We start from the raw sequence: 17,745 nt of genomic DNA on the forward strand, positions 1-17,745 counted from the left end.
CGCGGCGACGGCCCCGCAGCGGCCCGCCGCGCTGACAACCCGTCTCAGTCGTCGGCTGGTCCTTCACTCTGTCCGCCCTCGAAGTCGAAACTGACGTTCTGGCTCGGGTCGAGGGCCAAGCCGGCCTCGTTCAGCGACTCCCATACTCTGTCCGGCGTCATCGGCATCTCGACGTGCGTGACGCCCGCGTGCGACATCGCGTCGACTACCGCGTTGACGATCGCCGGCGGCGACCCGACCGTGGGCGACTCGCCGACGCCTTTCGCGCCGATCGGGTGGTGCGGCGACGGCGTGACGGTGTGTCCCGTCTCGAAGTTGGGGATCTCGTTGGCCGTCGGCAGCAGGTAGTTCATGAAGTCCCCGCCGGTGACGTTCCCGTTGTCGTCGTAGGTGACGTGTTCCAGCATCGCCGTCCCGATGCCCTGCGCGAGGCCGCCGTGGATCTGGCCCTCGATGATCATCGGGTTGATGCGGTTGCCGCAGTCGTCGACGGCGACGAACTTCTCGAAGTCGACTTCGCCGGTCTCGCGGTCGACCTCGACGACGACGATGTACGATCCGAACGGGTACGTCATCTCCGGCGGATCGTAGTAGTTCGTCGCCTCGAGCCCGGGTTCTTCGCTGCCGGGATGGTTCATATACGCCCCCGCGGCGATCTCCGTGATGGTGATCGAGCGGTCGGGTGCGCCGGCGACGTGGAACTCGCCGGACTGGCGGTCCCACTGGATGTCTTCCTCGGCTGCTTCGAGTTCGTTGGCGGCGATCGACTTCGCTTTGTCCCGGACCTTCCGGGCGGCCACGGCGGCCGCGGCGCCTGCAACGGGCGTCGAGCGAGAGCCGTAGGTCCCGAGCCCGTACGGTTCGGTGTCGGTGTCGCCGTGTTCGACGACGATGTTGTCGACGTCCATCCCGAGTTCCTCGGCGACGATCTGTGCGAAGGTCGTCTCGTGACCCTGGCCCTGGGTCTGGACGCCGACCCGCAAGACGGCATTGCCGGTCGGGTTCACGCGGAGGTCCGCGGAGTCGAACATCTCGATCCCGGCGATGTCACACTGCTTGCCCGGCCCTGCACCGACGATTTCGGTGAACGAGGAGATGCCGATTCCCAGCAGCTTGTCGGCGTCCTCCTCGATCCGGCGCTTTTGTTCCTCGCGGTAGGACTCGTAGTCGGCCATCTCGAGGGCCTTGTCGAGAGCCTTCTCGTAGTCCCCGGAGTCGTAGTTCCAGCCGGTCGCGCTCTCGTAGGGGAACGCATCGGACGGAATGAAGTTGCGGCGGCGGATCTCGGCGGGGTCGACGCCGAGTTCGTCCGCGAGCACTTTCACCATTCGCTCGATCAGGTAGACGGCCTCGGTGACGCGGAACGAACACCGATAGGCGACGCCGCCCGGTGCGGTGTTCGTGAACACGCCGGTCAGCGACCCGTAGGCCGCCTCGATGTCGTAGGAGCCGGTGAAGATGTTGAAGAAGCCAGCCGGGAACTTCGAGGGCTGGGCGGCCGCGTTGTACGCGCCGTGGTTCGCGAGCACGTCGACCTTCACGCCCTGGATCACGCCGTCCTCGGTGGCGGCGATCTCGCCCGTCATATCGTAGTCGCGGGCGAACCCCGTCGTCTGGATGTTCTCAGAGCGCTCTTCGATCCACTTCACGGGCCGTTCGAGGACGTAGGATGCGGCGGCCGCGACGACGTAGCCCGGGTAGATCGGCACCTTGTTCCCGAAGCCACCGCCGACGTCCGGGCTCACGATGCGGACCTTGTGTTCGGGGATGCCCGACACCTGCGAGAACAGGGTTCGGTGGGCGTGCGGCGCCTGCGACGTCATATGCACCGTCATCTTGTCGTTGCCGGGATCCCAGTCGGCGACGGCCCCGCAGGTCTCGATCGGGGCCGGGTGGAGCCGCTGGTACTCCATCTGCTCTGTGACGGTGACGTCGGCCTCCGCGAAGGCCTCCTCGGTCGCCTCCTTGTCGCCGGTGTCCCAGTCGAAGATGTGGTTGTCTTCCTGGTCGTCGAGTTCCTCGCGGATGAGCGGAGCGTCGTCTTCGAGTGCCTCTGCGGCGTCGACGACGGGGTCGAGCACCTCGTAGTCGACTTTGACCTTCTCGGCCCCGTCCTTCGCCGTGTAGCGGTCCTCGGCGATGACGGCGGCGACCTCCTGGGACTGGAACTTCACCTTCTCGTTGACGAGCACGTCCTGGGTGTCGTCCATCAGCGTCGGCATCGTCGCCAGGTCGTGTTCGAGCAGGTCGTCGGCCGTCAGGACGGCAACGACGCCGTCGAGGTCCATCGCTCGGGAGCCGTCGATGTTCTCGACGCGGGCGTGGGCGTGGGGGCTCCGAACGATCTCACAGTGGAGCATCCCCGGCTTCTTGATGTCGTCGACGTAGTTGCCGCGGCCGGTGATGAACCGCTTGTCCTCTTTGCGGGCGACTTCTTCGCCCATCCCGCCGCGCCCGTGGCCGCAGTGTTTCTCCGGTTGGGGGCCGCCGTCGTCGTCGTGCTGGTACTCCTTCGGTTCGGTCGTGAAATCCGAGTCACTGCTCATTCGCTCTCACTCCCCTCGGTGACGTCGTCGAACTGCGGGTCCGCGCCCTCGACGTGGGGCGTCGGCGTCTCCGCCGACGGGCCGCCACAGCAGTTCTCGACGCCGCAGTCGAATCCGTCGCTGTCGCCGTCCTCGGCGACGACCCCGCCGTCGGCGGCCGCCTGTTCGTCGAGTTTCTCGGCGGCGTACTCGATCGAACTGACGATGTTCTGATAGCCGGTGCACCGACAGAGGTTACCGCTGATCGCGTCGCGGATCTCCGCCTCGTCGGGGTCGGGGTTCTCGTCGAGGAGCGCTTTCCCCGACATCAACATTCCGGGCGTACAGTAGCCACACTGCAGGCCGTGCTCCTTGTGGAAGCCCTCCTGCAGCGGGTGGAGATCCTCGCCCGCCGCGGGGAGGTCCTCCATCCCTTCGACGGTCATAATCTCGCTGCCGTCGGCCTGCGTGGCGAACATCATACAGGACTTGATCGGCTCGCCGTCCCGCAGAACAGTGCAGGCCCCACAGTTGCCGGTGTCGCAGCCGATGTGGGTGCCCGTCATATCCAGATCCTCGCGGATCGCGTGGACGAGCAGTCGCCGCGGTTCGACCTCGATGGTTCGTTCGGTGCCGTTGACCGTCAGTGTGATCTCTCGTTGGTCCGTCACGGTGTTGCCCTCCGTTTGACGACCCCCGCACGCTCGGCGGCGTCACCGAGCGCCCGCTGGGTCAGTACGTTTACCATCCGCTCTTTGTACGACGCGTCGCCGTGCTCGTCGGACTCGGGGTTCGACTGTTCGGCGGCGAGCTCGCCCGCTTTCTGGAACAGTTCGGCGCTCGGGCGCTCGCCCTCCAGATGCGCTTCGGCGTCTGCTGCGCGTGCGTTCGTGATGTCGACCGCCGTCATACCGATCCCGGCGTCCGCGATGGTGCCGTCGTCGTCGAAGCGCAACCGGGCCGCGACGCCGGCCATCGCGTAGTCGCCGGTCTTGCGTTTCAGTTTGTGATAGGCGCTCCCCTCTCGCTCGGGTGGGGTCGGCACGCGCGCCTCTGTGATGAGTTCGTTCTCGTCGAGCGAGGTGTCGTAGGGGAGCAAGAACAGTTCGTCGACCGGGATGACGCGTTCTCCCTCGGGGCCTTCGGCGACGACCTCGCCGTCGTGGGCGATGAGGACCGACCCCCAATCGCCCTTCGGGTCGGCCTGCGCGATGGACCCGACAATCGTCCCGCGGTTTCTGATCTGTGGGTCGGCGACGAGCGGTGCCGCGTCGGCGAAGCTCCCGTAGTTCTCTGTGACGACGTCTGACTCCTCGATGTCGGCGTGGCGCGCGAGCGCGCCGATCTTGAGGTAGCCGTCGGATTCGTCGAGATAGTCCAGTTCGTCGATACCGTTGATGTCGACGACGGTGTCCGGTCGGGCGAGTCGGAACCGAAGCATCGGGACCAGGCTCTGCCCGCCTGCGAGGATCGTCGGATCGTCGAGACTCTCCAGCAGGCTCACCGCCTTGCTGAGTGACGTCGGCTCGTGGTGTTCGAACGGTGCAGCTTTCATAGCATATTACGGAGTCTGTCGGTGACGCCGGTGTTGGTCTCCTCGTCGACGTCTGTCATCTGCTGCTCGATGCTTCCGAAGAAGTTGTTCACGATCTTGTTGGAGACTGGGTTGATGACGCGCGATCCGAGTTGGGCGATCCGCCCCGAGATGTCGGCTTCCGTCCACCACTCGATCCGGGACCCCTCTCCGTCTTCGAGTTCGTGGATCTTCATCCCCGAGTTCATACTGAAACTACTGCCAGACGCGTCGCCACCGCCGGAGGCGATCATCTCGAACTCCTCGTCGTCACGTTCGTCGATCGTGACTGTCGTCTCGAATCGAGGTTTCACGCTCCCGACGCCGACCTGCATCAGCGCCGCGTACTTCTGGCCGGCGACGAACGCCCGGTCGGCGACGACCTCCGGATCCGCTTCCGGAAGCATCTCGACGTCTTCTTCGGCCTCGTACTCGTCGAAGTTGAAGTCGTCGTCCATCGGGGTGATATACTGACACCCCTTCAGCGAATCGCGGACGGCCATCGGATCGGACAGGACGATCCAGGCTTTCTCGGGTGGTACGCCGTCTAACTCGAATTCTCCATCAAATTCCATATTCCTGCGGTCTCGTTGTGTCTGGTCGGTCTACTGCTGCGCGCCGCCACCTTTTAAGTACCCTCGCTATGTGCACACTATTATCACGGTTTATGCAATCAAACAGCACTCCAATAAATGTTTGTGTTAATTCGACGGGCAGCCGAGTACGGAAGCAACTCCCGAGCCGACGCCTATGAGTAGCCGATCCGAGCACGACTACGACGATATGATCGGGTGGGACGAGGGGGCCGAGCGGGTCCGGGCGCTTCGGGACATCTGGCTCGGTGCCGCCGGAGTCGAACCCGTCTCGATCGACCGGATCGGCGGCCGGACGCTCGCCGAACCGCTCGACGCACCGGTCGACGTACCCGCACAGAGCCACGCGACGATGGACGGCTTCGCATTCGACGCGACCGACGAGTATCCGCTCGACGTCGTCGACGCCGACGTGTTTCCGGAGGACGAGCCGCCGACCTTAGAGGCCGGGCAGGCCGTCCGGATCGCGACCGGCGCGCCCCTCCCGCCGGCGGCGAACGCGGTGCTCAAACGCGAGGAAGCGACGGTCGAAGACGGTCGGCTGACCGGCACCGACCTCGAACCGGGGACGTACGTCTACCAGCGCGGCAGCAACGTCGCCGAGGGCGAGCGTCTCTTCGAGGCCGGCGAGCGACTCGGTCCGAAGGACGCGCTGCTCTTAGGCGACCTGGGCGTCGAATCCGTCGCGGTTCGCGAACCGCTCTCCGTCGGCTTGCTCGCGACGGGCACGGAGATCCACGAGGGCAAGCATCGCGACCTCGACTCGCCGATGCTCGCCGGCCTCGTGCGCTCGTGGGGCCACGACGCGACCTACGAGGGCAGCGTGCCGGACGACTACGACCGCGTCGAAGCCGAGATCGCGGCGCTCGCGCGCGACCACGACGTCGTCGTGACGACCGGCGGGACCAGCGTCGGCGACAAAGACTACGTGATCCGGGCGCTCGACGCCCTCGGCGACGTGCTGTTCCATCGCGTTCGACTCCGCCCCGGGAAGCCCATCGCTGTCGCCGAGTTGCCCGACTACGACGCGGTCGCGTTCGCAATCCCCGGCAAGCCCGTCGGCGCCCACGCGGTGACGACGCTGGTCGCGCGGCCGTTCTTCACCGGGGAGACGTCGCTCCCGGCGGTCGCTGCGCGGATGGCCCGCGACGTCGACATCGCCGCGCCCGGGTTCGCGTACGCGATTCCGGTCACGCTCGAAGACGGCGTCGCGATGCCGCTCGGCCACGCCGACTCGCCGCTCGCCGTCTACGAGGACGCCTTCGACCCGAGCGTGCTCTCGTCGAGCACCCGAGCGACCCGCGCGGACGGCTTCGTTCTCACGGAGTCCGCCGTCGCCCGCGAGGACCGCGTGGACGTCGTCCCCTACTCGGTCGTCGAGTGATGCCGCCGAGAGAGCCGCCGCTCGTCGAACCGCCGTTCGAGACGGGCGACGACACCGTCTCCGGCCGATCTGAACAGACCGACCAGTCTTCTGGACAGACCCACCAGTCCACTGGCGGAGCCGACCAGCCCGAACGGCCCGCCCGCGGCAGCGCGCGGATCGCCGGCGTCCTCCTCGCTGCGGGGACGAGCGACCGCTTCGGCGAGCGCAACAAACTGCTGGCGTCGCACGACGGCGCCCCGCTCGTCAGACACGCGGCGGCGACGCTTGTGGATTCTACCGTCGATCCGGTCGTGGTCGTCGTCGGCTACGAATCCGAGCGCGTGGTCGACGCGCTCGACGGCCTCGACGTGGAGATCGTGCACAATCCGAGGTATGCGAACGGCCAGGCCTCGTCGGTGCGGGCCGGCATCCGAGCACTCCGCGACCGGCCGGAGCAGGTCGATGCGGCCGTCGTCGCGCTGGGAGATATGCCTTTCGTCGACGTCGCGACGATCGAGACGCTCTGTGACGCCTACGAGGCGGGCGTCGGCGACGCGCTCGCGGCGGCCTACGAGGGCGCCCGGGGGAACCCGGTGCTTTTCGACCGGCGGTTCTTCGACGACTTAGTCGACGTCGCGGGCGACGTCGGCGGGCGTGAGATCCTCCTCGACAGCGACGACAGCGCGCGGGTGGCGGTTCCGGACAGCGGGGTCCGTCGTGACGTGGACGAACCGTCGGATCTCTCCTGAGTTTCGACGTCGACGGCGGTTACTCGCCGTCGGGGTCGTGCTTTTCGACGATGATCCGTCCGTCTTCGACGTGCCACTCGACGCGGTCGCCCGCGCCGACGTCGAGGAAGTTTCGGACCGGCTTGGGGACTGTAGTCAGGTTCTTCTGCGACACCTTCGTGTTCGATAGCGCGCCCATAGGCTACGTTCACTCGTGGTATTTACATAGATTACGCTAGGCGGCGTCCGGATCGACTCATAGGGAGTATCGTACGTCTCGATAGATGTCTCGCCGGACGGTACGGCGAGAATCCCCGTACAGTTACGATACTCCCTATCAGACCGAGGACTTCCAGCGGTGGGCGCCGCCGTCGGAGGCCTTCTCGAAATCGAGATCGTACCGATCGGAGTTCAGGAGGACCTCACCGGGGAGATAGAGATCGTCGTCGATCTTGTTCAGGACGCCGCGTTCGTCCATCGTCGAGAGGACGTCGCCGACGGTCCGTTCCCGACCGGCGACGAGGTTCGCCTCCTCGATGACGGACTCCGTGTCGACCTGCCCTTCGAGTACCGCGAGACGGATCGCCGCCACCCAGGTCGGTTCCCGTTTCAACTCTCGACACATTCCGATAGCCGGTACCGCTCCAACCGAATTAGAGTTTGCGGAGGTGACATCACGTGCGCTGTCGCCCCACCGACGCCGACACTAATGGTGATCGGTCGTCTCCGTTCGACACTCAGGCCAGATCGAACAACGCTGCGGCCTGTTCCATATCCTTGTCCCCGCGCCCGCTCAGATTGACCAGGATCGTGTCGTGGTCGTCTGCGATCTCCTTTGCGAGCGCGACGGCGTGGCTCGATTCCAGCGCCGGGATGATGCCTTCCTCCTCGGAGAGTTCTCTGAACGCCGCCTTCGCGGACTCGTCGTCGACCGCGCGGTAGTCACAGCGCCCGACTTCGCGGAACATCGCGTGCTCGGGACCGACGCCCGGGTAGTCGAGTCCGGCGGACACCGAGTGAACTTCGGTGTCGTCGTGGATGACGCGGGTCTTCATCCCGTGGATGACGTCGTCTTCGCCCTCGGCCAGCGGCGCAGCGTGGCGTTTCGAGCCCGCGCCCTCGCCGCCGCCCTCCGCGCCGTAGAATGCGACCTCGTCGTCGTTGCGGAACGCGTGGAAGAGACCCATCGCGTTGCTGCCGCCGCCGACACAGGCGACCGCCGCGTCCGGAAGCTCGCCCGTGCGCTCTCGGAACTGCTCGCGGGCTTCCTCGCCGATGACGGCCTGGAAGTCCCGGACCATCCGCGGGAAGGGGTCGGGGCCGACGACCGACCCGACGAGATAGTGCGTGTCGTCGATGTTCTTCGCGAAGTCTTCGAGCGCGGCGTCGACGGCGTCCGAGAGGCCCGCGCCGCCGCGCGTGACTTCGTTGACTTCCGCGCCCATCAGGCGCATCCGGAAGACGTTCATCTGCTGGCGCTCGACGTCTTTCTCGCCCATATAGATCTCCGTGTCGAGGTCGAGCAGCGCGCCGACCATCGCGGTCGCCGTCCCGTGCTGGCCCGCGCCGGTCTCGGCGATGAGCCGCGACTTCCCCGCCTGCTTCGCGAGCAGGGCCTGGCCGAGCGCGTTGTTGATCTTGTGTGCGCCGCCGTGCAGCAGGTCCTCGCGCTTGAAGTAGATCTCAGCGCCGTAGCGCTCGCTGAGCCCTTCGGCGTGATACAGCGACGTCGGCCGTCCGGCGTAGTCTCTGAGCAGTTTGTCGAGTTCTGCTTGGAACGCGTCGGTGTCTTTGATCTCGTCGTACGCGTTCGCCAACTGTTCGAGCGGTTCCTCCAGTGGCTCGGGGACGTGCCGTCCGCCGTAGCCCTCGAAATCACCTTCTGACATACGATTTCACCAATTCCTTCCCGGGATATAAACGGTACTCTGGCCGGGTGCGGGCCGCCAGCGGCGCTAGGCGCAGGTGTCGATCGGGCCAAACCCTTACATCGTCTGCGGAACTCTAGGACTGCGGATACGATCTCGAACGAGTATGAAAAACCGAGCACTTGCCGCGGTCGTCGGCGTCGCCCTCTTTGTGGCGAGCCTCTGGGCGCTCCTCGACCTCGCAAACCTGGTCTCTGTCAGCACCCTGGGGTCACCCGAGGTCCTGCTGATGCTCGTCCCCAGCGGTCTCGCCATCGGGTTCGCCCTGCTGGTGTGGCTGTACTGGTGACGGGTCGCATCGGTCAGTGCGTCCGCAGCGGCCGCGCCCGAATCGCTGCGGCCCCGAATCTCTTTGTGGTTCGCCCGACAGGAACCGAGCGATGGCAGCGCCCACAATCCGAACGACCCACGTCGGGAGTCTCCCGCGATCCGATCGACTCCGCGCCCTCCTGACTGAGTCCGGGGACCGCGACGAGCAGGCATTCGAGGCGGCCGTCACCGAGTCGATTCGCGAGGTGGCGCGCCGGCAGGCCGAGATCGGCATCGACGTCGGAAACGACGGCGAACAGAGCCGCATCGCCTACTCGGTGGACGTCACGAACCGGCTCTCGGGCTTCGGCGAGGGGGCCGTCGAGCGCGCGTGGCCCGCCGATCTCGACGATTTCCCAGCGTACGCCGAAGAACTCCTCGGCGACACGGAGAACATCGGCGGGCCGGTCGCCACGGGACCGATCGAGTACGTGGGCGAGGAGGCACTCCGGCGGGACCTCGCGCGGTTCGACGAGGCGGTCGACGCCGAGAACGTGGCATTCCCCGCGCGGTTCCGCACCGCGCCGTCACCCGGCGCAGTCCTCCGTTTCACCGAAACCGAGCATCACGACACCCTCTCGGAGTACATCTTCGATCTCGCGGGCGCACTCCAAACTGAGTACGAACTGATCGCCGAGACGGGGGCGATTCTCCAGATCGACGCCCCGGACCTCCTCGCCGGGTTCACGCTGACGTACAAGGACGACTCGGTCGCCGACTTCCGCGAACGGGCGCGAACGCACGTCGAAGCGCTCAACGAGGCCGTCGCCAACGTCCCCGACGAACAGATCCGACTGCACGCCTGCTGGGGGAACTACCCGGGGCCACATCACCACGACGTCGCGCTCGAAGACGTGATCGACGTCTTCTACGAAGCCGACATCGGGGGATTGGTCGTCGAGGGCGCGAACCCGCGACACCAACACGAGTACCGGACGTTCGAGGAGCATCCGCTCCCCGACGGCTGGCGGCTGATCCCGGGCGTGATCGACGTGAAGACGAACGTCGTCGAACATCCCGAAGCCGTCGCCGACCGCCTCGAACGATTCGCCGACGCGGTCGGCGACCCCGAACGGATCGTCGCGGGCGCTGACTGCGGCTTCGAGACGGTCGTCGAGGGCGCGAACGCGGTCCACCCCTCTATCGCCTGGAAGAAACTCGAAGCGCTCGTCGACGGCGCGGAACTGGCGTCCGAGCGGTTGGCCTGACTTCGGTGGCCCGACGACAGGGGCGGTGTGACAACGAATAGTATGAGAACGAATATATTGTTCCCTGAATGCGGTTTCAGTATGAGCCCTCCACTCGAACGCCCCATCGTCCGGTACGGAATGGGATTCAGTAGCGCCGCCGTCCTTACGTTCGTCGCTGTTACGTTTCTCGATGGGACGACGCAGTTACTCGTCCTCGGCCTCGCCGTGCTCGAAATTCTGGTCGTGCCGCAGATCCTGAAGCGGGCGCAGACCGCGTAGGGTGGAATCGAGACGCGAGAGCGCGAACCGCTCGGTCACCCCAAGAAGTCAATCACCCAGTTCGCGGCGCTGATCACGACTAACGCCCCGCCTTCGAGACGCGAGAGGACCTCGTTCGACCAGAAGAACGCGGTCGCAACGACTGTGAGCCCGAACAGCCACAGCGTCGTGTCGACGGCCGTTCCGACGACCGATAGCGGGCGGACGATCGCTGCTAGACCGAGCACCCCGAGGAGGTTGAAGATGGAACTGCCGACGAGGTTGCCGGCCGAGAGGCCGGCCTGTCCGCGCCGTGCCGCCGCGACCGACGTCGCGAACTCGGGGGCCGACGTGCCGGCGGCGACGATCGTCACGCCGATCACCCACTCGGAGACGCCGGCGAACCGCGCCAACGCGGCGGCCGAAGAGACGAGAACGTGCGCCGAGACGACGATGCCGGCGAGGCCGGCGACCGCACGGAGGGGATCGAGCCACCAGGGCCCGTTCGCGTCGCTGGCAGTGCTCTGTTTCAGCTGCTCGCTTCCGGTGCGTACGAGCACCGCGAGGTACCCCCCGAGAAGGATCACGAGAAGCACACCTTCGAGTTGCGAGAGCCGAAGGTCGCTGAGGAACACCAAAGCGATCCCCGTCGCCCCGATCAACGAGAGGCCGTCCCGACGAACGAGCGCCGTCGAGACCGGCAGGGCGCGGATGAGCGCGACCCCGCCGAGGATGAATCCGAGGTTGAAGATGTTCGACCCGACGACGTTGCCGACGGAGATGTTCGACTTCGCCGTGAGCGCCGCGTCGAGCGTGACGGCGAACTCGGGTGCCGAGGTCCCGAACGCGACGACGGTCAGTCCCACCAGCAGGCCCGAGAGACCCAAGCGGCGAGCCACGCCGCCCGCGCCCGCGACGAACTGACCTGCACTGACGGCTAATCCGACGACGGCGACCGCGACGAGGACGGCGTTCGTTGCAGCCGATGCGAGAGCCATCACCGGGAGGTCGTCGGACGGAGGGAAATATCCGTAGGTCTCGATGCGCCCCGTGATCGTCATCCGACGGCGTGTGACCGCTCATCTGATCTGTCGCAGACGCGCAGCAGCACAGACTGCAGGACGCTTATTTGATTCGGGAGTGGACCATCGCCGTATGTCTGACGAAAAGCGCTGTCCGGACTGTGAGGAACCGCTCACGCAGATGAAACTGCAAGGTTCCAACGCGGTGGGAACGCCGACGATCGTCTCACAGGAGCCGACAGAGGGGTTCCTCAGCAGCATCCGGTCGGACGAGATCCTCACGCCAGTTCCGTACGTCTGCCCCCAGTGTCGCCGGACGCTGTTCTACGCCGAGGAGTAAACGCCGCACATCCCAAGCCGAGAATACCACACGCCGCGTACTGCACGTCGTGGGCCGAACCGCCACACGCCGCTTACTGCACGTCGTGGGCCGAACCGCCACACGCCGCGTACTGCACGTCGTGGGCCGAACCGCCACACGCCGCTTACTGCACGTCGGCGTCGTCGAGTGGCCGAACATCGATCCCGTCGGGGTCCGCACGGACCTGCACGCCGTGGTATTGGAACGACACGTGTGCGCGAGTGTCGTCTCTATCTGCGCTGTCCACGCTCGGGTCGAGAATGCGGTTCAACGCGTCGGGATCGACGACCTCGTGCAGCGGCGGCATCTCGGATATCTCGGAGTCCGTCGCCGTGGCGACGGCGTCGGCGATCGCCGCACTCGGTCGTCCTTTCTGGTCCCACTCGAAGTGGACTGTCTCGTCCTCCGCGATCGACGAGTCGGGTGGCCGTGAATCGTTACTGACCATCAGAAACACGAGTCCTTGCTACGATACGATCGCGAACAGTCCCGAAAAACGTCGTCTGATCCCCACTGTAGCCCGTCACTACCCGATCAACAACAGTATTGCACATAATTGTTTGTGTATCTCTCGAAGTTACACCGCGGATTTCGTGTGCGGCGTCTCCCGTTTTTGTCAGTTCGACGGCGTGTCGGTGGCCGTCTGCGTCGTCGCCTGATCTTTGGCTTGCTGGAACGTCTCTGCCGGCAGCAGGCCGTTCACCATCTCGAACGAGAGCGCGTCGATGAGCGCCGTCGCGGGGCCGGAGACTAGGAGGACGCTGAACTGCTCGATCGAGTCTTCGATCGTCAGGCCCGATTCAGCGGCCTGCTCCTCGAAGGAACTCACCGCCGCCGAGCGGAGTTCCGACTGGGCCGTGCGGAACTGCTCTTGTGCCTCCGTCTGAGAGATGTTGCCCGATTCGAGTTGCGATCGGATCTCGTCTTCCCGCTGCTGCATTTGCTCTTGGTCGGGCTGGACCGCGACGGTAACCGTCGCACCGTTCGACCCAGCGGTTCCAGTCGTCTCGCCGTCTGTCTGCTGCGCGTTACACCCTGCCAGAGAGAGCGCGGCACCGGTTCCTGCGATTTCGAGGAATCGGCGGCGGCCAGTGTCGAATTCCATTCCCCTAGATATTTGCGGAGATTCGGATAACCGTGGCGAAGTCCCACGGGCGACGTGGGAGCGTGAACGGATCACACTCTCGGGCCTGCTCACAATCACTAGTTGGGCGTCGTCACTCCCTCCGCGGGGCCGCCAGCAGACAAATGGTCGAACTCGCCCGTCGGAATCGTGCCGTCCGTCCAGGCCAGTCGTCCCTCGGTCTCGACGTCGAGTCCATCGTACGCGCCGAAGCGCTCGGACTCGGCGTCGACGAACGCGGCCAGTTCGCCGCTTTCGGCGGTTGCGGCGTCGACGTAGGTGTTCGCGAACGTCAGGTGGGTCGTCTCCTGGCCGAACCGCCACGCTTTGAGCTGGCCGGTTATCTCGTCCGCTCGGAAACCACGCATCGTCGACCCGTCTGTCGCCTCCGGGTAGCACCACAGCGCGTGGGGCGCGTCGACGGTGCTGAACATCGAGGCGACGTACTCGTTGCCGTCGGCGTACTGGCTCGTCTCCGACGTCGTCGCGTCGATAATCGCTTTTGCGTAGTCGATGCCGTCGCCCTCCCGCATCGGCGACACCGACATAAACGCGTCCGGCGAGACGGCGTAGCCGTAGTCCGTGCCGTAGAGGTCGAATCCCTTGTAGCGCTCCGGTTCCGGCCAGGGCGTCGGCGTCGCCGTCGTCGGTGTGCGCGTCGTCGCTGGAGTCGCCGACGAGCCGTCACTGGTAATCTGCTCGCCGACGACCTCCGGATCGAACGATCCGAGAGCCAACTCCATCACGTGGTCGATCTGTACCGTCGCCGCGACGTGGGCGGCGTCGACGAACTCGCCGGAGACGGGCCGCAGCATCTGATTTTCGAGTCGATCGTAGGCGTCCGGATGGATGACGTCCCGATACGAACGAATCGCTGCCACGTCGAAGTATCGCACGCCGTACCCATCCGACAGCGGAGTCGTCGTCGGGTCCGGCAGCCACTGCCTGTACTCCTCCGGAGCCTCACCGGCCTGCGTCGCTGCCGTGGTCGACGTACTGGCTGAGGTCTTGTCAGGACCCGTTTCCGTGGGTGTTGACTGTCCGCCGAGACATCCGGCAGCCGACGCGAGCGTCCCGCTACCGAGTGCTACTCCGAGGGTGTTGAGGAGGGTGCGTCGTGATCGGGGCACACCGGTGCTCGTCGGAGAACTGGAATAAGCTTTCTTCAGTCAGCTCACAGTCACGACGGGGCGCTACGCAGTGGTAAGACAACGGACCGGGCACTCGCGGTCCCTGGTCACGACGGAGGAATACGAATGGACTCGCCGGGATTTGAACCCGGGGCCTCTCCCATGCCAAGGGAGTGATCTACCCCTGATCTACGAGCCCTCGAACGCATCTTCCCGTATTCCGCTTTCGTTCTTAAGGGCTTCGACTTGCGGGGCATCGACGCCGGGTCGCAATCCTTTTGTCGCCGACACGGATGAGTTCAGACGGGAACAGCACGGCCGCAAATCTGACTCGCCGCGCTCGTCGCGGCTTGGGATTGCGGAAGTGCGACGCTGCCGACGCCGTCGGCACGTCACATCGCGTATTCTGCGGTCTGTGCCGTTCCAACCAGAAAACAATGGCACGAATGCACACCCGCCGCCGTGGCTCGTCCGGTTCGGACAAGCCGGTGGCAGACGAACCCCCGGAGTGGAGTGACGTCGACGCCGAAGACGTCGAAGCGCGCGTCGTCGAACTTGCAGAGCAGGGTCACGAACCCAGCCAGATCGGTCTCAAGCTCCGCGACGAAGGCGTCAAGGGCGTTCCGATCCCCGACGTCAAGCTCGCGACCGGCAAGAAGGTCACTACGATCCTCGACGAGAACGACGCGGCCCCGGAGCTCCCCGAGGACCTTCGGAACCTGATGGAGCGCGCCGTGCGCCTCCGTCGCCACGTCAACGAGAACCAGCAGGACATGCAGAACAAGCGTGCCCTGCAGAACACCGAGTCCAAGATCCGTCGGCTCGTCGACTACTACCGTGGCGACGCGCTCGACGAGGACTTCACGTACACCTTCGACGTCGCCGTCGAACTCCTCGAAGAGTAACCCCCACACATCGTACCGATGGCCTCCCGATCCGACGCCGGCACGTCCGCGGACGCCCCCACCGAGAGCGTGGCGTCTGCGCTGTCGGCGGCGGCGTTCGTCCGCGTCGTCTGTCACGCCGGCGGCGACGCGCTCGCGGCCGCTGGCCTCCTCGCTCGCGGCCTCCGAAGCGCCGACGTGCCGTTCCAGGTGCGCGTGGCGTCGCTCGACGCCGCCGCGCCGGCAGCGGACGACGGCGTCTTCGTCGCTGTCGGGACGGAACACCCCGACGCGGACGTGACGATCAGGTCCACCGATGGTCCCGTCAGCCGCCGCGCGTACGACGTCGCGATCGCGCTCGGTCGTGACGACGGCGCCCGCGACGACGTGGTCGCATCCGACGTGACGCTGGCGCTTGCCGGCGTCGCCGCCGCCGGAGCACATCCCGGCTCGGTCGCCGGATCGCTCGTCGAGGCTGCCGACGGAATGGGCGCGATCGAGCGCCGCCCCGGCGTGGCGATCCCCGTCGACGACGTTGTCGACGGCCTGACCCACTCGACGCTGCTCCGCGCGCCGTTCTCCGGCGACGTGGACACCGTCGAGTCGGCACTTGCCTCGCTGGCAGACCCGACAGCGTCCGATGCGGAGACGCGGCGATCGATCGCCTCGCTCGTCGCATTTACAGTCGCGGGCGACGACGCCGCGACGCCCCGAGCCGCGACAGCAGTCGAACGGGCGCTTCGCCCGTACGCGACGCCCGACGGCCCGATGGCGACGCTCGGCGGCTTCGCCGACGTGTTACACGCCGTCGCCGTCGAGCGCCCCGGCACCGGCGTCGCGCTCTCGCTCGGACACGGCGGCCGCGAGGCCGCGCTCGACGCGTGGCGCACGCACGGCACAGCCGTTCACCGAGCGATCGACGACGGTCACACCGGCCGCTACGACGGCGTGTTCGTCGTCCGCGGCGACGTCGGCGGCAATCCCGACGCCCGCGACCACAGCACGACGCCGGGGCGACTGGCAACGGTCGCGCGACTCGTTCGCGACTTCCGATCGCCTGAACCGCTCGTCGTCGCGCTCGACGACGGGGTGGCCGCGCTGTCGGCTCGTGAGACGGGTGCCGCGGACGCTGCCGCGGCGCTCGCTTCGGAGTTCACCTCGGCGGACGCGGCGTGGACCGGCGACGCAACGCGCGCGACCGCTCGTTTCGACGCGGACGCGGCAGACGCAGACGTTATTGCCGCGATCAGGGAGGCAGTGCGATGAGTAGCGACGTGGACCGCTCCACGGGGGAGGCACCGAGATGACGAACGCAAACGATTCGGACGCGACGCGCGAGTGTGCGTCGCGGACGGCCCGCCTGCGGACGACGCACGCCGACGCCGAGACGGTGGCGGCGGCGATCCGTCCGGACAACACCGACTCGATGGAGATGGTCGTCGAGGGCGAGACGCTCGTGACGACGATCACCCGCGAGACGACCGGCGGGCTGCAGTCCACGGTGGACGACACCGTGGTCAACCTGACGGTGGCAGACGCCATCGTCGACACGACCCAGACATACTATGAGTGAACGATCAGTTTCGAAGCAGAAGCGCGGAAAGCGATGGTACACCCTCATCGCGCCGGAGCAGTTCGACCGCACCGAGCTCGGCTCGACCTTCGCGGACGAGCCCGAGAAGGTCTACGGACGGACCGTCGAGGTGACCCTCGGCGACATCACCGGCGATCAGGGTGAAAACAACACGAAGCTCACCTTCAAGGTGAACGACGTCTCAAGCGACGCGGCCTACACCGAGTTCATCAAGCACGAACTCGCACGCGACTACGTTCGCAGCCTCGTTCGCCGCGGCGCCTCGAAGGTCGACGTCGCGATCACGGTGCTGACGACGGACGACTACCGCGTCCAGCTCCAGCCCGTCGCCTTCACGACGAAGAAGGCCGACCGCAGCCAGGAGAAGGCGATTCGGCGCGTGATGATCGACCTCGTCGAGGAAGCCGCCTCCGAACGGACCTTCGCCGAACTCATCGACAGCGTCATCGAAGGACGGCTGTCCTCTGCGATCTACGGCGACGCGAAGACCATCTACCCGCTCCGCCGGGTCGAGGTCCAGAAGCTCACCCTCGAAGCGCGACCCGAAGAGGTCGCCGCCGAGGAAGAAGCCGCCGTCGACGTCGACGAAGAAGACGTCGCAGTCGACGAGTAACGCGGTTTTTCAGGCGACTTTCCGTTTCTTTTTCGCCCGCGAGCCGACGGCTCGCGCGTCGGTCACGGCCCCGAAAAACTCCCAGACGGCTACTCTTCGACGGTAATGGTCCCGACCATCCCCGCCTGCTCGTGTGGGATGCAGAAGTACAGGTACTCGCCGGGCACCTCGAACGTGTGGGACCACGCCTCGCCGCTGTCGATGACGCCGCCGAACTCCTCGCGGAACCCTTTCTCGGCCGCCTTCGTCGTCTCGTAGTCCCCGCTGGCGAAGAACTCTGCGTCCTCGGGAATCCGGTCGTCGTATGCGGTGACCGTGTGCCCGCGCGAACTCGTGTTCTGCCAGACGACGGTGTCGCCGGGCGAGATGGTGAACGTCGGCGGGTCGAACGCGACCGCGGTCATTCCGATGTCGTACTCGCCCGCTGCGCCCGCAGAACATCCCGCGAGGCTCGTCGCCGCTGCCGCGCCGAGTCCGGCGAGCACGCGCCGACGGGAGACGCCCTCGTCCCCCGGCGCTCTCGTTCCTCTCATACTCCGGTTTCAGGG

At 66.2% G+C, this 17,745-nt stretch carries 22 protein-coding genes and 1 tRNA gene; 10 read left to right on the forward strand and 13 right to left on the reverse strand.

Translation table 11 applies throughout. The features are described 5' to 3' along the window. Positions 1 to 44 precede the first annotated feature (44 nt). The 4 genes from NO347_RS02695 to NO347_RS02710 are packed head-to-tail and all read right to left on the reverse strand — an operon-like array spanning position 45 to position 4,673. Complete coding sequence (locus NO347_RS02695) at positions 45 to 2,546, reverse strand: aerobic carbon-monoxide dehydrogenase large subunit (RefSeq protein WP_256288148.1); 2,502 nt, start codon at positions 2,544 to 2,546, stop codon at positions 45 to 47. Beyond that, complete coding sequence (locus NO347_RS02700) at positions 2,543 to 3,196, reverse strand: (2Fe-2S)-binding protein (protein WP_305881657.1); 654 nt, start codon at positions 3,194 to 3,196, stop codon at positions 2,543 to 2,545. The genes NO347_RS02695 and NO347_RS02700 overlap by 4 nt, the downstream gene beginning before the upstream one ends. Further along, positions 3,193 to 4,080, reverse strand: coding sequence for an FAD binding domain-containing protein (locus NO347_RS02705; RefSeq protein WP_256288149.1), 888 nt, complete (start codon positions 4,078 to 4,080; stop codon positions 3,193 to 3,195). Before NO347_RS02705 ends, NO347_RS02700 begins: the two co-directional genes overlap by 4 nt. Next, entirely contained in the window at positions 4,077 to 4,673 is a 597-nt protein-coding gene (locus NO347_RS02710) for an SRPBCC family protein (protein ID WP_256288150.1), read from the reverse strand. Before NO347_RS02710 ends, NO347_RS02705 begins: the two co-directional genes overlap by 4 nt. A gap of 175 nt (positions 4,674 to 4,848) precedes the next feature. Here NO347_RS02710 and NO347_RS02715 point away from each other — a divergent pair, with 175 nt between their 5' ends. Continuing rightward, on the forward strand, positions 4,849 to 6,075 hold the full coding sequence (locus NO347_RS02715) for a molybdopterin molybdotransferase MoeA (RefSeq protein WP_256288151.1): 1,227 nt from the start codon (positions 4,849 to 4,851) through the stop codon (positions 6,073 to 6,075). Next, positions 6,075 to 6,806: a nucleotidyltransferase family protein gene (locus NO347_RS02720; protein ID WP_256288152.1), complete on the forward strand. Its 732-nt coding sequence runs from the start codon at positions 6,075 to 6,077 to the stop codon at positions 6,804 to 6,806. The genes NO347_RS02715 and NO347_RS02720 overlap by 1 nt, the downstream gene beginning before the upstream one ends. Before the next feature lie 19 nt (positions 6,807 to 6,825). Here the strand turns inward: NO347_RS02720 and NO347_RS02725 are convergent, their stop codons facing one another. From NO347_RS02725 to trpB, 3 genes are all read right to left on the reverse strand, one after another. Next, a complete protein-coding gene (locus tag NO347_RS02725; protein WP_121568218.1) occupies positions 6,826 to 6,984 on the reverse strand; it encodes an AbrB/MazE/SpoVT family DNA-binding domain-containing protein in 159 nt (52 codons plus the stop codon). A gap of 138 nt (positions 6,985 to 7,122) precedes the next feature. Next, positions 7,123 to 7,398, reverse strand: coding sequence for a hypothetical protein (locus NO347_RS02730; RefSeq protein ID WP_256288153.1), 276 nt, complete (start codon positions 7,396 to 7,398; stop codon positions 7,123 to 7,125). Between the two features lie 124 nt (positions 7,399 to 7,522). Then, complete coding sequence (gene trpB / locus NO347_RS02735) at positions 7,523 to 8,674, reverse strand: tryptophan synthase subunit beta (protein WP_256288154.1); 1,152 nt, start codon at positions 8,672 to 8,674, stop codon at positions 7,523 to 7,525. Between the two features lie 145 nt (positions 8,675 to 8,819). Here trpB and NO347_RS02740 point away from each other — a divergent pair, with 145 nt between their 5' ends. From NO347_RS02740 to NO347_RS02750, 3 genes are all read left to right on the forward strand, one after another. Further along, positions 8,820 to 9,002, forward strand: coding sequence for a hypothetical protein (locus NO347_RS02740; protein WP_121568221.1), 183 nt, complete (start codon positions 8,820 to 8,822; stop codon positions 9,000 to 9,002). A gap of 91 nt (positions 9,003 to 9,093) precedes the next feature. Next, a complete protein-coding gene (locus NO347_RS02745) occupies positions 9,094 to 10,230 on the forward strand; it encodes a cobalamin-independent methionine synthase II family protein (RefSeq protein ID WP_256288155.1) in 1,137 nt (378 codons plus the stop codon). A gap of 81 nt (positions 10,231 to 10,311) precedes the next feature. Next, entirely contained in the window at positions 10,312 to 10,491 is a 180-nt protein-coding gene (locus NO347_RS02750) for a hypothetical protein (protein ID WP_256288156.1), read from the forward strand. Between the two features lie 35 nt (positions 10,492 to 10,526). Here NO347_RS02750 and NO347_RS02755 read toward each other — a convergent pair whose 3' ends face one another. Continuing rightward, positions 10,527 to 11,468, reverse strand: coding sequence for a calcium/sodium antiporter (locus NO347_RS02755; protein WP_256288157.1), 942 nt, complete (start codon positions 11,466 to 11,468; stop codon positions 10,527 to 10,529). Positions 11,469 to 11,625: 157 nt separating this feature from the next. Between NO347_RS02755 and NO347_RS02760 the strand changes: the two genes are divergently transcribed. Then, a complete protein-coding gene (locus NO347_RS02760; RefSeq protein WP_121568224.1) occupies positions 11,626 to 11,832 on the forward strand; it encodes a hypothetical protein in 207 nt (68 codons plus the stop codon). 145 nt (positions 11,833 to 11,977) lie between these two features. Here the strand turns inward: NO347_RS02760 and NO347_RS02765 are convergent, their stop codons facing one another. The 4 genes from NO347_RS02765 to NO347_RS02780 form a co-directional block, all read right to left on the reverse strand. Next, positions 11,978 to 12,301, reverse strand: a complete 324-nt coding sequence (locus NO347_RS02765; protein WP_256288158.1) for a HalOD1 output domain-containing protein — start codon at positions 12,299 to 12,301, stop codon at positions 11,978 to 11,980. 168 nt (positions 12,302 to 12,469) lie between these two features. Further along, positions 12,470 to 12,958 (reverse strand): hypothetical protein, encoded by a 489-nt coding sequence (locus NO347_RS02770; protein WP_256288159.1) that lies wholly within the window; start codon positions 12,956 to 12,958, stop codon positions 12,470 to 12,472. Between the two features lie 98 nt (positions 12,959 to 13,056). Further along, complete coding sequence (locus NO347_RS02775; protein WP_256288160.1) at positions 13,057 to 14,106, reverse strand: hypothetical protein; 1,050 nt, start codon at positions 14,104 to 14,106, stop codon at positions 13,057 to 13,059. Positions 14,107 to 14,233: 127 nt separating this feature from the next. Further along, a tRNA-Ala gene (locus NO347_RS02780) sits at positions 14,234 to 14,305 on the reverse strand. A gap of 238 nt (positions 14,306 to 14,543) precedes the next feature. Between NO347_RS02780 and NO347_RS02785 the strand changes: the two genes are divergently transcribed. Genes NO347_RS02785 through NO347_RS02800 form a run of 4 tightly spaced genes read left to right on the forward strand, consistent with a single transcriptional unit; the run spans position 14,544 to position 17,197 of the window. Next, the gene (locus NO347_RS02785; RefSeq protein ID WP_121568228.1) at positions 14,544 to 15,011 is read left to right on the forward strand and encodes a 30S ribosomal protein S15; all 468 of its coding nucleotides are present in this window, start codon (positions 14,544 to 14,546) and stop codon (positions 15,009 to 15,011) included. 18 nt (positions 15,012 to 15,029) lie between these two features. Next, a complete protein-coding gene (locus NO347_RS02790; protein ID WP_256288161.1) occupies positions 15,030 to 16,256 on the forward strand; it encodes a hypothetical protein in 1,227 nt (408 codons plus the stop codon). Positions 16,257 to 16,293: 37 nt separating this feature from the next. Then, positions 16,294 to 16,563 carry a KEOPS complex subunit Pcc1 gene (locus NO347_RS02795; RefSeq protein ID WP_256288162.1) on the forward strand — a complete coding sequence of 90 codons (270 nt, stop codon included), beginning with the start codon at positions 16,294 to 16,296 and terminating at the stop codon, positions 16,561 to 16,563. Beyond that, positions 16,556 to 17,197, forward strand: a complete 642-nt coding sequence (locus NO347_RS02800; protein WP_121568231.1) for a 30S ribosomal protein S3ae — start codon at positions 16,556 to 16,558, stop codon at positions 17,195 to 17,197. Before NO347_RS02795 ends, NO347_RS02800 begins: the two co-directional genes overlap by 8 nt. A gap of 89 nt (positions 17,198 to 17,286) precedes the next feature. On the opposite strand, the gene NO347_RS02805 is transcribed toward NO347_RS02800, so the two are convergent. After that, on the reverse strand, positions 17,287 to 17,730 hold the full coding sequence (locus tag NO347_RS02805) for a cupredoxin domain-containing protein (RefSeq protein ID WP_256288163.1): 444 nt from the start codon (positions 17,728 to 17,730) through the stop codon (positions 17,287 to 17,289). Positions 17,731 to 17,745 lie beyond the last annotated feature (15 nt).

Source organism: Halobellus inordinatus (assembly GCF_024464655.1).
Classification (GTDB): Archaea; Halobacteriota; Halobacteria; order Halobacteriales; family Haloferacaceae; genus Haloquadratum; species Haloquadratum inordinatus.

Excerpts from the sequence above, each read along its gene's own strand:
- NO347_RS02695 (WP_256288148.1), bottom strand. The coding sequence starts at position 2,546 with ATGAGCAGTGACTCGGATTTCACGACCGAACCGAAGGAGTACCAGCAC.
- NO347_RS02705 (WP_256288149.1), bottom strand. The coding sequence starts at position 4,080 with ATGAAAGCTGCACCGTTCGAACACCACGAGCCGACGTCACTCAGCAAG.
- NO347_RS02710 (WP_256288150.1), bottom strand. The coding sequence starts at position 4,673 with ATGGAATTTGATGGAGAATTCGAGTTAGACGGCGTACCACCCGAGAAA.
- NO347_RS02715 (WP_256288151.1), top strand. The coding sequence starts at position 4,849 with ATGAGTAGCCGATCCGAGCACGACTACGACGATATGATCGGGTGGGAC.
- NO347_RS02720 (WP_256288152.1), top strand. The coding sequence starts at position 6,075 with ATGCCGCCGAGAGAGCCGCCGCTCGTCGAACCGCCGTTCGAGACGGGC.
- NO347_RS02725 (WP_121568218.1), bottom strand. The coding sequence starts at position 6,984 with ATGGGCGCGCTATCGAACACGAAGGTGTCGCAGAAGAACCTGACTACA.
- trpB (WP_256288154.1), bottom strand. The coding sequence starts at position 8,674 with ATGTCAGAAGGTGATTTCGAGGGCTACGGCGGACGGCACGTCCCCGAG.
- NO347_RS02740 (WP_121568221.1), top strand. The coding sequence starts at position 8,820 with ATGAAAAACCGAGCACTTGCCGCGGTCGTCGGCGTCGCCCTCTTTGTG.
- NO347_RS02745 (WP_256288155.1), top strand. The coding sequence starts at position 9,094 with ATGGCAGCGCCCACAATCCGAACGACCCACGTCGGGAGTCTCCCGCGA.
- NO347_RS02750 (WP_256288156.1), top strand. The coding sequence starts at position 10,312 with ATGAGCCCTCCACTCGAACGCCCCATCGTCCGGTACGGAATGGGATTC.
- NO347_RS02755 (WP_256288157.1), bottom strand. The coding sequence starts at position 11,468 with ATGGCTCTCGCATCGGCTGCAACGAACGCCGTCCTCGTCGCGGTCGCC.
- NO347_RS02760 (WP_121568224.1), top strand. The coding sequence starts at position 11,626 with ATGTCTGACGAAAAGCGCTGTCCGGACTGTGAGGAACCGCTCACGCAG.
- NO347_RS02765 (WP_256288158.1), bottom strand. The coding sequence starts at position 12,301 with ATGGTCAGTAACGATTCACGGCCACCCGACTCGTCGATCGCGGAGGAC.
- NO347_RS02770 (WP_256288159.1), bottom strand. The coding sequence starts at position 12,958 with ATGGAATTCGACACTGGCCGCCGCCGATTCCTCGAAATCGCAGGAACC.
- NO347_RS02785 (WP_121568228.1), top strand. The coding sequence starts at position 14,544 with ATGGCACGAATGCACACCCGCCGCCGTGGCTCGTCCGGTTCGGACAAG.
- NO347_RS02790 (WP_256288161.1), top strand. The coding sequence starts at position 15,030 with ATGGCCTCCCGATCCGACGCCGGCACGTCCGCGGACGCCCCCACCGAG.
- NO347_RS02795 (WP_256288162.1), top strand. The coding sequence starts at position 16,294 with ATGACGAACGCAAACGATTCGGACGCGACGCGCGAGTGTGCGTCGCGG.
- NO347_RS02800 (WP_121568231.1), top strand. The coding sequence starts at position 16,556 with ATGAGTGAACGATCAGTTTCGAAGCAGAAGCGCGGAAAGCGATGGTAC.
- NO347_RS02805 (WP_256288163.1), bottom strand. The coding sequence starts at position 17,730 with ATGAGAGGAACGAGAGCGCCGGGGGACGAGGGCGTCTCCCGTCGGCGC.